The sequence below is a fragment of the Haloarcula pelagica genome, from assembly GCF_030127105.1.
GTDB classification, from domain to species: domain Archaea; phylum Halobacteriota; class Halobacteria; order Halobacteriales; family Haloarculaceae; genus Haloarcula; species Haloarcula pelagica.
The window spans coordinates 1,091,678-1,104,512 of sequence record NZ_CP126161.1 but is presented as its reverse complement, the minus strand read 5'-3'; the positions used below and the strand labels follow the sequence as shown (position 1 = coordinate 1,104,512).

Annotated in this window: 13 protein-coding genes and 1 pseudogene; 8 read left to right on the top strand and 6 right to left on the bottom strand. The window is 58.8% G+C overall.

Translation table 11 applies throughout. The annotated features are described in order from the left end of the window. Nucleotides 1–40 precede the first annotated feature (40 nt). Nucleotides 41–1,168, top strand: a complete 1,128-nt coding sequence (locus tag P1L40_RS05925; protein WP_284010406.1) for a glycosyltransferase family 4 protein — start codon at nucleotides 41–43, stop codon at nucleotides 1,166–1,168. Between the two features lie 7 nt (nucleotides 1,169–1,175). Here P1L40_RS05925 and P1L40_RS05920 read toward each other — a convergent pair whose 3' ends face one another. The 4 genes from P1L40_RS05920 to P1L40_RS05905 form a co-directional block, all read right to left on the bottom strand. Further along, entirely contained in the window at nucleotides 1,176–2,264 is a 1,089-nt protein-coding gene (locus tag P1L40_RS05920) for a glycosyltransferase family 2 protein (protein ID WP_284010405.1), read from the bottom strand. Between the two features lie 134 nt (nucleotides 2,265–2,398). Next, complete coding sequence (locus P1L40_RS05915) at nucleotides 2,399–3,508, bottom strand: DUF1616 domain-containing protein (RefSeq protein WP_284010404.1); 1,110 nt, start codon at nucleotides 3,506–3,508, stop codon at nucleotides 2,399–2,401. A gap of 501 nt (nucleotides 3,509–4,009) precedes the next feature. Beyond that, nucleotides 4,010–4,411, bottom strand: coding sequence for a type II toxin-antitoxin system VapC family toxin (locus P1L40_RS05910; RefSeq protein ID WP_284010403.1), 402 nt, complete (start codon nucleotides 4,409–4,411; stop codon nucleotides 4,010–4,012). Beyond that, nucleotides 4,408–4,644, bottom strand: coding sequence for a DUF7557 family protein (locus P1L40_RS05905; RefSeq protein ID WP_284010402.1), 237 nt, complete (start codon nucleotides 4,642–4,644; stop codon nucleotides 4,408–4,410). Before P1L40_RS05905 ends, P1L40_RS05910 begins: the two co-directional genes overlap by 4 nt. A gap of 373 nt (nucleotides 4,645–5,017) precedes the next feature. Between P1L40_RS05905 and P1L40_RS05900 the strand changes: the two genes are divergently transcribed. Both P1L40_RS05900 and P1L40_RS05895 read left to right on the top strand, forming a co-directional pair. Next, nucleotides 5,018–5,590, top strand: coding sequence for an ArsR family transcriptional regulator (locus P1L40_RS05900; protein ID WP_284010401.1), 573 nt, complete (start codon nucleotides 5,018–5,020; stop codon nucleotides 5,588–5,590). Nucleotides 5,591–5,593: 3 nt separating this feature from the next. Then, nucleotides 5,594–7,321, top strand: coding sequence for an Nramp family divalent metal transporter (locus P1L40_RS05895; protein ID WP_284010400.1), 1,728 nt, complete (start codon nucleotides 5,594–5,596; stop codon nucleotides 7,319–7,321). Nucleotides 7,322–7,659: 338 nt separating this feature from the next. Here the strand turns inward: P1L40_RS05895 and P1L40_RS05890 are convergent, their stop codons facing one another. Then, nucleotides 7,660–7,941 (bottom strand): type II toxin-antitoxin system RelE family toxin, encoded by a 282-nt coding sequence (locus P1L40_RS05890; RefSeq protein ID WP_284010399.1) that lies wholly within the window; start codon nucleotides 7,939–7,941, stop codon nucleotides 7,660–7,662. Beyond that, entirely contained in the window at nucleotides 7,934–8,221 is a 288-nt protein-coding gene (locus P1L40_RS05885) for a ribbon-helix-helix domain-containing protein (protein ID WP_284010398.1), read from the bottom strand. The genes P1L40_RS05890 and P1L40_RS05885 overlap by 8 nt, the downstream gene beginning before the upstream one ends. A gap of 337 nt (nucleotides 8,222–8,558) precedes the next feature. On the opposite strand from P1L40_RS05885, the gene P1L40_RS05880 reads away from it, so the two are divergent. The 5 genes and pseudogenes from P1L40_RS05880 (at nucleotide 8,559) to P1L40_RS23360 (ending at nucleotide 12,801) form a co-directional block, all read left to right on the top strand. After that, entirely contained in the window at nucleotides 8,559–9,410 is an 852-nt protein-coding gene (locus P1L40_RS05880; RefSeq protein ID WP_284010397.1) for an IS5 family transposase, read from the top strand. Between the two features lie 242 nt (nucleotides 9,411–9,652). Then, nucleotides 9,653–10,291 (top strand): TMEM175 family protein, encoded by a 639-nt coding sequence (locus P1L40_RS05875; RefSeq protein WP_284010396.1) that lies wholly within the window; start codon nucleotides 9,653–9,655, stop codon nucleotides 10,289–10,291. 243 nt (nucleotides 10,292–10,534) lie between these two features. Then, nucleotides 10,535–12,178: an amidohydrolase family protein gene (locus P1L40_RS05870; RefSeq protein WP_284010395.1), complete on the top strand. Its 1,644-nt coding sequence runs from the start codon at nucleotides 10,535–10,537 to the stop codon at nucleotides 12,176–12,178. A 73-nt stretch (nucleotides 12,179–12,251) separates the two neighbouring features. Next, nucleotides 12,252–12,584, top strand: a complete 333-nt coding sequence (locus tag P1L40_RS05865; protein ID WP_284010394.1) for a ribbon-helix-helix domain-containing protein — start codon at nucleotides 12,252–12,254, stop codon at nucleotides 12,582–12,584. Further along, nucleotides 12,577–12,801: pseudogene (locus tag P1L40_RS23360) on the top strand (type II toxin-antitoxin system RelE family toxin). Before P1L40_RS05865 ends, P1L40_RS23360 begins: the two are co-directional and overlap by 8 nt. The last annotated feature ends 34 nt before the right edge of the window (nucleotides 12,802–12,835 follow it).

The following is a 12,835-nucleotide window of genomic DNA, read 5'->3' as shown; positions in this document are numbered from 1 at the left end:
ACCGAAACACAATTACCCTATGCCGGTCCGTATTCCGACAGTGCGTATCGCGTTCGTCTCCAACGTCGTCTACCCGTACGTCACTGGCGGGGCCGAGAAACGAATCTACGAGATCGGTCGCCGTCTCGCGCGTGAGGGTCACGACGTGACGGTTTACGGTCGCCACTACTGGGACGGTCCACGAGAGACGACACTGGAAGGTATGACACTCAGAGCGGTCAGCGACAGACGTGATCTCTACACTGACGATCGCCGGTCAATCCCAGAGGCGATCGAATTCGCCATCGACACTCTCCGCCCACTCCGACGGAACCACGACGAACATGACGCCTTTGTCGCATCCACCTTTCCGTACTTTCCGGTCTTCTCTGCCGCCCTCGCTCGCCTGCGAACCGACACACCGCTGATTACGACGTGGCACGAGGTATGGCTCGACTACTGGAACGACTATCTGGGGCGTCTCGCTTTCGGCGGAAAGACAGTAGAACGACTCACGGCGGCTGTCCCCCAGCATCCTATCGCTGTCTCCGAGAACACGGCCGACAGACTCGCGCGTATCGGCCCAAGCCGTAAGAGTATCTCAGTCGTCCCCAATGGGATCGACTACGACTTCGTCCGGGGCGTCGATCCGGCAGAACCTGGGTATGACGTGTTGTTCGTCGGCCGGCTGATTGAGGACAAGCGGGTTAACCTCCTTTTACGGGCGTTCGATAGAGTTGCTCCGGAGTACGATCTCACCCTCGGCGTAATCGGCGACGGCCCGGAGGCCGACCGCTTGACTCGACTCGCGCAAAGCCTCGACGCGAGCGACCGGATCGACTTCCTCGGCTTTGTCGAGGACCACGACGACGTGCTGGCACAGATGCAGGCTGCGAGAGTTTTCGCCTCACCGTCAACCAGAGAGGGGTTCGGTATCACGGCCGTCGAAGCGATGGCTGCCGGATGTACGGTTGTCGCGGCTGATCACCCCGAATCGGCAGTTGACGAGGTCATTGGCGACGCAGGCCTCTTAGTTGATCCCACCACAGAGGGCGTCCGTGCGGGACTCGAACGTGCGCTCTCAGGCTACCAACCGGCGACCGAGCCAGTGGACCGGGCACGGAGATTCGATTGGGATACGGTTGCTAAGGAAGCACTTGACCGGTACGGCGATGCAATCGATGGCTAACAAAAAATCAAGATTTCGACACGATACTTGCGAAGAACGACCCGAACACTGTTTGGATACCCAGGACGATCATCGTGAATGCGACGATATCGGCCGATACCAGCGGGAGATCAGTGAAGCCGCTCTCGAACCACTGCCAGATCAGGTACGTCGCTATCCCTGACCCGAGCAGGAACAGCGCCGCACCCAAAGTCGCACCCCGCTCCAGCGTGAAGTGCTCACGGACCCAGTTCGTGATCGGGTCATCCGGGCGACGGATGGGGTTCGAGATAGATCCCGCCAGCAGCCCGAAACTTCCGACATGGTAGCCAAGGATCGTCAGCAGACTCCCGGCGATTAGCGAGTGGATGCCAAAGGGTTGGCCCAGAATCGCGGTCCCGGTGTATGCAAGCGCCATGATCGACACGCCCAACACACCCATGACCAACCCAGGGATAGAGAACAAGTATCCAGGCGCGTTGACGAGCATGAACTTCACGTGGCGCCAGCCATCTTGGAAGCTGTCAAGTTTCGCCTCGCCCTCTCGGGGGTGGTACGTGATCGGTTCTTCCTTGATCACGAGGTCCTTAGCACCGGCATCCATAATCATCTCACTAGCGAACTCCATCCCGTCAGTATCCAGTTCGAGGGTATCTATGGCCTCCCGGGTGAACACCCGAAAGCCCGAGTGAGCATCCGAGACGCCAGCGTCGTAGAAGACGTTCAGGAACTTCGTCAACAGTGGGTTACCGATGTACTGGTGCAGCGAGGGCATCGCACCTGGCCTGATCGTTCCGTCAAGTCGACTTCCCATGGCGATGTCTGCTCCCTCGTCACGGACAAGCGCGAGAAGCTTTGGTAGCTCCTCGAAGTCGTAGGTCGTGTCGGCATCGCCCATGACAAGGTACTCTCCGCGTGTATGCCGGAACGCGTAGCGGTATGCGTACCCGTAGCCAGGCTTGTCGGGTTCGACGACGATCGCCCCCATCTCACGAGCTATCTCGGGGGTTCTGTCATCGGAGGCGTCACTGATGATGACCTCGCCAGTCAGTCCGAGTTCCGAGAGCGCGTTCCGAGCGCGACTGATACATTCGGCGATGCCCTCCTCTTCGTTCATGGTGGGCATTACGAAGCTCACCGTCGGTGTAATATCCGACTCCGGCCCCACCAGTACCTCGTCGGATTGTACCGACACATCCGCCGACGCCTGTGATGATCTAGTATCTAATGACATATGGGTCCCCGCTGGAGTTATTCAGTACGCATACTCTGCGTGCCGTACGGCAAGAAAGTTGTCTTTATATTCTCACCACTTACTGCCATCGCTTCAGCTTTTTGGCCCTCCGGGGTAGAGGTAACGTTGACCCAGAGATGGAGCTCACGGTAGGGAGCTTCGCTCTCGTTGACAGCGGCTGCCTGGCCTCGGTAGAGCCGGAATTGAAGACGCAATCGGTCTCCGACCAGCTCTTCGGGAGTGATCGTCCGGCGCACCTGGACAGTCTCGTTGGGAGCGAGCTGCCGGGAGAACTGATCGAGTTTCCTACGGTCGACAACTGTTACTTGGTCTCCCTCGACGGTGGCACGCTGGAGTTCGGCGACGACGGTATACCGGACTGTGTCAGCTTCGCTGTTTCCAATGCCGACGACCAGCGATTGTCGTTGCCCGTGAGTCATGTTCGTTGGATATCCCTCGGCAACGAGTTCGCCAGATTCGTTCTCGGGTAACAGGTAAAACTCGGTGAACGATTCACCGGGGACCGGGGATGTAGTGGCGTAGACAACGCTTCCGGCTGCGAGACAGACACTGAGAACGAGGACGATGTTGATCACTAGCTCGACTTGATCATCCGGTTCCCGAAGATCTACCATACTCTCTCTGAGGAGCGTGAGTGGCTTCGGATCGAACTGCTGTTCGGGGGCGAGGCGCGACCGGCGTACAGATGCCAGTCCCGCAAACCCGACAGTTACGGCAGTGAGTGCAACCAGAATCGGGATCAAACGGAGGCCCCAAGGCGTGAAGTTGAGTCCCAATCCGACAAGCGGGACGAGTGCGATCGAACTTCCGAACGAGAGGACGAGCCGTTCGAGGCCGTCGATACCGCTTTCATCCCCTGTCCCTTCGTCGTCTACAGGTGTCTCGTCGGCGGGGGGACGTTCTGGGAACAGTGTGGCGATAAGTGTGTAACCAGGAACGAACAGGGCATAGAAGACCGCCAGGCCAACTCTGAGCGGACTCCCATTCAGTAGTGGGACAAGCGTGACGATCCAGAGCAACACGGTCAGAGCGAAAACCAGCCATATATCGGCTGGGAGGCGATCGAAATGATAGCTCGACGCCTCAATACCCTCTCTATCAGTCACTACTCGTCTCTGACACTCTATGAGCTAAAAATCCATCGAACTTTTTGACCCCTTCGACTGGACGAAATCAGTGGTTTCGGTCGGTATCTCTCCTATTTGACTGTGCGAAGTGCAAATAAACTCTGAGGACGCAGCCGGGCGGCTCGCGTGCTCGGCTTCGTCTGACTCGTAGAGAGCGTGAAGCCGAGAGAGCTCTTCAGTTCGGTTGACGAAGACTGTCAAGTTTTCATAGCCTATCTGCGAATATCGTACTTTAGATAATCGTACTCCAAAGTATAATACTTCAAAGTATTGTTAATGTTGTACCCGGAACTCGATTTCGGCATCAAACCGTATGGTAGCCACACAAGAGCGGAGTTCCTTGATCCCCTCCTTCAGCTCGTGTTCGAACAAGAGTTTGCTAACGCCGGGGAGAAAACGTATCACTTCCAATATTGAGATCGATCTGGTCCAAATCAGGTGAGTATCTGCCCCCCGACTGGAGGCAGAACCGGACAGGGGTCAGGAGACGATAACGTCGATATCGGTGAGTTGGTGGATCGGAGTCTTGTCGAAGTCGTTGCTGTTGTGAGTGACGAATGTCGCTCCAGCTTCGTGAGCGATGGCGAGATTCAGGAGGTCGAGTTTGTCGAGTATGATCTCCTGTGAGAGAAGCTGATCATTGAGACGCCACGCCTCGACTGCGACATCATCGGTGAAGGGAAGGATCTCGTCAAAGACTCTGAGAAGCTGCTGTTGAGTCTGAGAAGCGACATCGAGTCGGTGGTAGTGCTGGAAGAACTCGAAGCTAACCAGTGACGGGATCGCCCATACCTCACTGCTGTACTGGTTCAGATGTGATTTCACCCCTGGATCGTCTTCTCGAAGAAGTTTCACCGCAACGTCGTTGTCGAGTACGATCACTGTTCAGACCGTTCTGTTCGCTCTTCGAGCGACTCGTTCAATTCCTCGTGTGTTTCGGTGACGGATTCGCCCAGCCCTTCGTCTTCTGGCCTATCGAAACTGCCAGCGATAGCTTCGATATCCTTCTCGTCTCGGCTGAGTCGATCAAGTAACTCATCAAACGTCTCGTCGTCGCGCTTCAGCCGTTCGAGCCGATCCTTGATCTGATCGGAAACTCGGATTGTAGTGGTCATGCGTATACGTTGTATATTAGCACCTGTATTTGTTTCGCCAGCTCACTCGAACAGATCGTAGTCGCCGAGAGAGACGCTGACCCCTCCCGCGCCTGAAGACCTGTCTCTTACCTACAAGTCCGCAGTGCTCCAAACAAGTGTCTCCGGGCCTCTCGAACCCGATCTGTGCCCCGAATGGTCCCTGTGGGGGTGATTTCGGGTCGAAACCGACTGCCGGCGAGTCGCCGATAGTCCCATGCAGGAAAACCGTTCCGTCGTCGGGCGCTGTCCAACCAGGTGAAGACCTTCGCTCTCTCTCCGTTCACCACGGGACAGGTTCCGATCTGACAGTGACCATGATAACTGATAATACACGCGACTGTGTGTATCGAATATGAGCGATTCCGCGGACGACGGGCGTGACGAGAACTCGCCACCGTCCACGGCTACATTCACGACCGAGCGGGTCATCTCGGTGTTCGAAACGCGACGGGATCTCTCCAAGCCGCTGACCGCAAACGACGTGATGGAGGCTCTGGGGTGCTCCCGGCGGACGGCACACGACAAACTGGACGAACTCGTCGAACAGGGCGTCTTAGAGACCCGGAAAGTCGGCGCACGGAGCCGTATCTGGTGGGTCCCACTCGTGCGACGACGGGATCGAGAGGGGCTCTCGGACCTCCCGCGGGACCCGCTGGTCGAGATCAGTATCGCGAACGCGGACTTACCGGGAAGCGGCGAACTGCTAGAGCGACACCGCGACGCGCTCCGAGCGTCTTACGACTACCTCGTCGAGCACCCCGACACCGACCACGGGACCTTCCTCAACGACGTGTTCCCGGAGCATCCCGCCGGGTACACCACGGCCGACGAGTGGTGGGACGCGATCGGCCCTGCGCTCGAATCGCTCCCGAACGTCGAGATAGCGAGCGACAGCGATCGCGTCTGGCACTACGGCGGCGGGTAAGCGATGTCGGGGACAGGCGGTGGGGACGACGAGTCAGTCGACGTGTACGTCTCTGCGGACGAGCAGCGGTCCCTGATGTCCACGTACACGCCTGTCGCCTACGACAACCTCGAACCGGCGCCGGACGGCGACGACGCCCCGGACCCCGGTTCGGGCGGCCAGTTCAAACAACTCGACCTCCCGAAGGTCCCGAAACTCCGGCGCATCGTCGGCCCCAGTGCGATCATGCTGGGAGCCTCCATCGGGAGCGGTGAGACGTTGTTCTGGCCGCAACTGGTCGCTCGCTACGGCTGGGGGCTCTACTGGCTGTTCATCGCGGCGGTCTGTATCCAGTTCGTCGTCAACACGGAGATACAGCGCTGGACGCTCGCGACCGGGGAGAGCATCTTCCGTGCGTTCGAGCGGGTCCATCCGGTCGTCCCGCTGGCGATGCTGGTCGGCGGGTTCGTCAGCCTCGGCTGGCCCGGGTGGGCGGCCAGTGCCGCACAGATCGGCGCCGAGGGGCTCGCACTCGGCACCTACACCGTCGGCGGGGTCGAACTGGCCGGCTGGCGGCTGTTCGGCATCGTCCTGATGGTGTTCATCTGGATCACCTACCAGGTGACGCCGCTGATGTACAACGTGGTCGAGCGGATACAGATCGTCCTCGTGAGCCTGTCGATCGTGTTCACACTCGTCCTCTTTGCGCTCATCGGCTCGGTCGATGTCCTGCTGGCCATTCCGGCCAGTGTGACGGCTATCGGGGGAAGCGCTCCGACGGGGTCCATCGCCGTCCTCGTCGGGGCCCTGGCCTACGCCGGGGCTGGCGGCTATCTCAACCTCTCACAGAGCCTCTGGATCCGGGAGAAGGGATACGGGATGGGACGGTACCAGGGCCGCATCAAGAACCCCTTCGCCGGCGACGACCCCGAGACGGTCCACGAAGACGGGTTCACGTTCCCGGCCGACAGGACGAACCTCGAACGGTGGCGTGGCTGGTGGCGAGTGACGCAGCTTGAACACCTGCTGACGTTCTTCTCGGGACTGCTCGTCGTCACCACGGCGCTGGTCGTCATCGCGGTGTCGCTGGCGCCCGGGACGGCGCTCGGGGCCGTCGATATGTGGCTCGTCCAGATCGCACCGGCCTCCGGTGGTGTCACTACCGGGGTCATCTACGTCACGCTGTTTCTGGCCCTCTTTACGACCGAGTACGCCATCGTCGAGTCGTTCGTCCGCAACAGCTCCGACATCATCTACGAACTGTACGGGCGCGAGGCCGGCTGGAGTCTCCCGGAGCTGTTCTGGGGACTGTTGACCGTCTTCTGTGGCTGGGGCGTCGTCATCCTCCTGTTCCCGATCGCCATCGACGATCCCTTTGGACTGCTCGTCGTCGGGGCGGCGATGTCCGGGTTGATGATGTGGCCCTACATCGTCGTCGTCCAGGTAGTCAACACCGTCAGGCTCCCGGAACACACCATGCCGGGCTGGGGCCGCGTCGTCGCGATGTGGTTCGCGGCGGCGTTTTTCGGCTACTTCAGCGTCCGCCTGGTCGGGACAGGACTGGCGAGTCAGTTCGGCTTGCAGGCTTTCACTGTTAGTCCCGGCGTGATCGGGAGCGCTGCGGGCGGCTACGCCCTCTGGGCCGGCTACGCACTCGTCCAGCTATACACGATGTATCGGGTCGCACGCGCGAAAGTCGCTGCCAGCGGCACGGTTGAGCGGGCGGAAGTCGCCGCGGGCTGGTTCCAGTGATCGACGAATTGCGGGTGAACCTCCACTTCGGGATGCGGGGAAGTACCCGATCAGACTGCTCGACCTCCTCTTGTGTACCGAAACGGTCAGATACGTCGAGTCCGGCTACTTGATGCGGTTCGACATCGCCGTCGCCTCGACGACGCGGCGAGTGCGAGCCTTCGCAGAGCGGAGCACCAGCGAGGGGGGTCGCCGCGACGATCGACGCCGCCGAGGCAGTCGAGACACACGAGTACGAGCGTATCGAGAGTGTCGATGTCCACGACGGCGGACAGTTCGGCCGCCCGACGGTCGTCGTGCGGTCCGCGGACGGGACGGTGGCCTCCATGCGGGTTCACTCAGTCGTCATCACTGCGATATGCATCGCCACCGCGTTTCCGAATTCGTAACACGTAGAGGACTTGTTCGGTACGATCAGCACGACACCCGAGCCGAAACGGACCAATCCGAAGCTTGTCGTTAGGCGTCCCTTGCAGTGGTTCGAGGTGGTCGGGTGGGTTCCGCCATTCGTCGGTTACAATCTCGTCAAGTTTGGCTGCGATACGGTCACGCGCGTGACCGTCAAGGCTATCGAAATCTCGCTTGGCTGTGTCAGTAAGTTCCCAGTCCCACTCACTCATCGCTGTCAGGCATCAGTTGGTCGAGACCGTATTCGGTCTTCACATCGTCACTACTGTGGGTACGACCCTCACGAATCTCGGCTTCGCTGGTGAGCATTGCCTTCAGATCTGCACGATTAAATTCGGGATGTTTGAGCGCATCCCGAAGGACAGTCCGGATGAACTCGCTGCGACTATTGAATCCGTATTCCTCCCACGTTGCGTCTACATCCTCCAAGAACGTCTCGGTCATCCGAATATTTACTGTCGTTTTCTCCGGGGATGACTCGGCTTCTGACATATGATGTGTTGAAATTGTGTATCAATAAGGGTTACGGCGATTACTGCATCCACTGTACTGACCGAATCAGACGTGCCCTGATTCTCAGGTACACGTGCTGCATACGCGCCCTGTATCCAGCACGTCAGATAGAATCCACCCGACGCCTGTCAGTATCGGCGTGACCGACACAGAGCATGGATACAGCAGCGGGGCAAGAAGGCGGATTTCGTCGAAACGACTATTGATAAGACATGTGTGTTACTAACATATATCCGAAGCAACTACGGACGGAAACGGTAAGGAGGCCCTGTTGAAACCCTTGCTGAGAAACACAACGAGTGAGTAGCGGGGTTTGATGGACTCACTCCCGAAGTCACGCCTCCTTCGATTTGTTGAACAAGCTGTCGTGTTGGCTCGCCGTGCCATGCCACGGTTCTCGACACGCTATTCGCGCAAGCGATTTACGCTCCGTCAACACGTCGTCTTGCTCTGTCTGAAGGTGAAGAAGACGACCACGTACCGCGATCTCGTTGACGAACTCATAGAAATGCCCCGTATCCGAGAGGCTATTGATCTCGAATCGATTCCTACCCCCTCGACACTCTGCAAAGCATTCGATCGCTTAGAGATGGCTGTCTGGCGAGTACTACTGAACGTCTCGCTCGCTGATCTATCGGTGACCGGTGTCACTGGTATCGATGCGTCCGGATTTGAACGCGCTCACGCCTCCGCTCACTACACGAAGCGAACGAACCTCACCATCCAGCAGTTGAAGACGACCCTATTGATCGATACGGCAACCAACGCCGTTCTCGATATTCACGTGACGACGACACGAAAACACGATACCCAGATTGCACCACAGGTAGTCCGACGGAACGCAGGGTCTATCGCAGTGTTAACCGGTGACAAGGGATACGACGACGAAAACCTCCGGCAACTCGCCCGTGATCTCAATATTCGCCCGCTCATCAAGTACCGTGAGTTCACACCGCTCCATAAAGCGTGGAATGCACGGCTTGACAGCGATTTCTACAATCGACGAAACATGAACGAGACAGTCAACGCTGCGATCAAACAGAAATTCGGGGCATTCGTTCGTTCACGCCTCTGGTGGAAGCAATTTCGCGGACTCGTTATCAAGTGTGTCGTTTACAATCTGGAGCGAAGCCTCGCTGTTTCACACGAGCGAGGTGAATATCAGTGATTCCGAGTGGAACGGACTGCTGCATTCAGAGGATACATGCAGCAGATCGGTACCGAAAGTCGAGTATCCGTGGTTGCTCTACATCAGTTGAGCCATCGCTGGCGTCATTGGCTTATTACAAGAGACACACTGCGGCCAGACGGTTCGCAGCCTATCCTGTTGAGCGAGGACCGACCGGCTCCTCTCCCTTTCCACCGCTCGTCCTCGCATAGTTCCTTGGTGATAGGAGCCGTAGATACCGTATGGCACTCCCTTTTAGACGCGAATCCGAGGAGACCGACCGGCTGCTGGCTCTCTCCGACGGAGTCATCGCCATCGCCATCACGCTGCTCGTCCTAGAGATCACCGTCCCAGAGGTCCCGGCAGGCACACCCCCATCGGTCGTCGCGGGCCTCGTCTTCGAGCAGTGGCACGAGTACCTCGGATATATGTTGAGCTTCCTGGTCATCGGACTCTACTGGATGCTTCACCGACGCATCTTCGTCCACATCGAGGTCCACGACCGGGGAATCGTCTGGCTTAACCTCCTCTTTTTGCTCCTTGTGGCGTTCGTCCCATACGGGACGAGTGTTTTTAGCACGTATCCGAACCGCTTCGGCGTCTCCTTCATTGCTGCAGTCCTCGCACTCACCGGCTTCTCCCTGGCCGCCCTCTGGATCTACGCCGCGCGAAAGCAACTCATCGAGGAAGGTATCGCCTCCCGCGCCGTCGGGATCCAGGCCGCGCGCTTTCTGGCCTCACCGATCGTGTTCGCCAGCTCGATCGCCGTGGCGAGCGTCAACCCAGTTTGGGCGATGCTCACCTGGGTCTTCCTGATTCCGATCAACGGCGCCCTGAACTCACGGCTCGCCGAGAGACTCGAAGACGAGTCGAATGTTTAGGGCGAGGGCATCGCAAACTGGGTCGATATTGACGGAGGTGGTCGCGGCGAACTTGCTCCGATGTGCCAGTACGAGCGTCGACCGCTCGGAATAATTGCTCGTTACTCTGTGATGAAATCAGACGACCGGCAGTAAGGAAGGGTACCGAGGATAATATGAGACAATAACAAACACGGAGGCCGTCTATTCAGCGTTCGACCGGGGACGATTCACCTACTGAACAACTCCCTTGGTTGAGCTACCATGGGTACGCAACACTACGACCTCGTCATCTCCAATGGACGGGTCATCGATCCGGAGACGATGCTCGACGCAGTCAGGAACGTCGGCGTGAGCGATGGCCGTATCGAGGCGATAACCACCGACGAGATTTCCGGTGACGAGGCCATCGACGCCACCGGACTCGTCGTCGCTCCCGGCTTCATCGATACGCACTTCCACGCGGTCGATCCGTTCGCCACGAAGCTGTCGCTTCGGGACGGGACGACGACCGGGATGGACCTCGAACTCGGCGCGCTCCACGTCGGTGACTGGTACGACAAGAAGGCCGAGGAGGGCTGGCAGGTGAACTACGGCACGACCGCCAGCCTCAACTTCGCCCGGTTAGCCGTCCACGACCCCGAGGTCGACATCGAGGAACCGATCGACTTCTCGAACGGGCCGAGCTATCTCAACGAGTCCGCCGAAGACGGCGTCCAGGGTTGGTCCGTCACCCGGAGCGACATCGAACAGATGAACCAGGTCATGGGGCTACTTGACGAGGACCTCCGCCAGGGTGCCCTCGGAATCGGCGTCGGTGCGGCGTACATGGCCCGTGGAATGACGAGTTACGAGCAGTTCGAGGCCCAGCGGACGGCCGCCCGCTACGATCGGCTCGCGGCGATTCACACTCGATACCACCTGAGCAGCCAGACGCCGACAGAGGCGCCGATCGCGTTCGATGAGGTGCTCACCAACGCGATGCTGCTCGACGCCCCGCTGATCCTGTGTCACGACAACGACTACGGCTGGTGGGAGAACGAGGAGAAGCTTCGGCTAGCTCGCGAGAAGGGCTATAACGTGTGGGGAGAGCACTATCCGTACGATGCCGGGTCGACCGTGGTGAGCGCCGACTTCCTCCGCCCCGAGATCTGGGAGGAGACGTACGGGAACGTCTACGAGGAGACGATATACGACCCAGTGGGAGACTCGTTCCTCGACAAGGAAGCGTACGAGAACCTGGTCGCAGAGGACCCTGGCCATACCGTCGTCGTGTTCATGCCGACGCGGAAGCAGTGGCTGCCGTACTGGTTGCAGATACCTCATATGACCGTGGCCACCGACGCAATGGCCGGCGTGGGAGAGGACGGCGAACTGTTGGCGTGGGACGCCGACTACGAGTCGTACGCGGGCCACCCGCGCACGGCAGGAGCGAAGGCGAAGACGCTACGGCTCGGTCGAGAGCACGACGTCCCACTTATGTTCTCGCTCGCCCAGTTGAGCTACTGGCCTGCGAAGCACCTCGGGGACGCCGGCATCGACGACATGAAAGAGCGGGGCCGTGTCCAGGTGGGGAGCGTCGCCGATCTGACGCTGTTCGATCCGGAGACAGTGACCGACAATTCAACCTACAAACACGGTGAGAATGGCCTGCCATCTACCGGCATCCCGTACGTAATCGTCAATGGAACCGTCGTCGTAGAGGATTCCGAGCTACTCTCGGTCAAACCTGGCCAGCCGATTCGGTACCCAATAGAAGACGAAGGGCGGTTCGTTCCGATAGATACCCGCGAGTGGATTGAGGAGCACACTATCGGTGACGGGCCGATACCGCGGACAGACGATACAGGGGCCGGCACGGTAATCCCGGAAGATAGTGAAACTCCCCCGTTCCCTCATGAACACTGAGTCTGAGAGACACAACCGAAACCGCCGTTAACCCGAGTAACATTATCCTTCTCTCACCGTAGTTCCCGCTTGGATGGTGGTTGATCGATTCGCGCCCAGTATTCGGCACATCCGCAGGAACCCATCACTGATTGAGGGTTTCAACAAGGCCGGTAAGGACGATATCGTGACGGTGAATTTCAAAGCCACTGAATCGTTCCTCGAAGAGACCGACGACACCTGGCAGGGTCAGGGCTTCAACAGTCGAAGCGAATTCATCCGCTATACGCTCCGAGATGCAATCGAGTTTCCAATGTTCGACCGCGACGAACTCATTGCGCTCCTCAAAGCCGAGGAGGACATCCGTGAGGGGAAGACGATGAGCGCGGATGCGGCTCGCGAGCAGTTCGGGACGGACGATGAGTGACGAGGTGTGGACATGGGAACTCTCGTCCAAAGCACAGGCCGACTTGAACGGCCTCTCGGCCGCGGATCAAGACCGTCTCCTCGACAAACTCGATGAAATTGTCACGTCTCCGTGGTGAGACCCACCAGCCTACGGCGAACCACTGGAAAACAGCCCCTACAAGAAGAGACGCATCGGCGAATTCCGCCTCGCTGTGATCTTTCGACAGGGCGACTAACAGCTCGTCGTCGCTCGAATCAAGCAACGCGGCG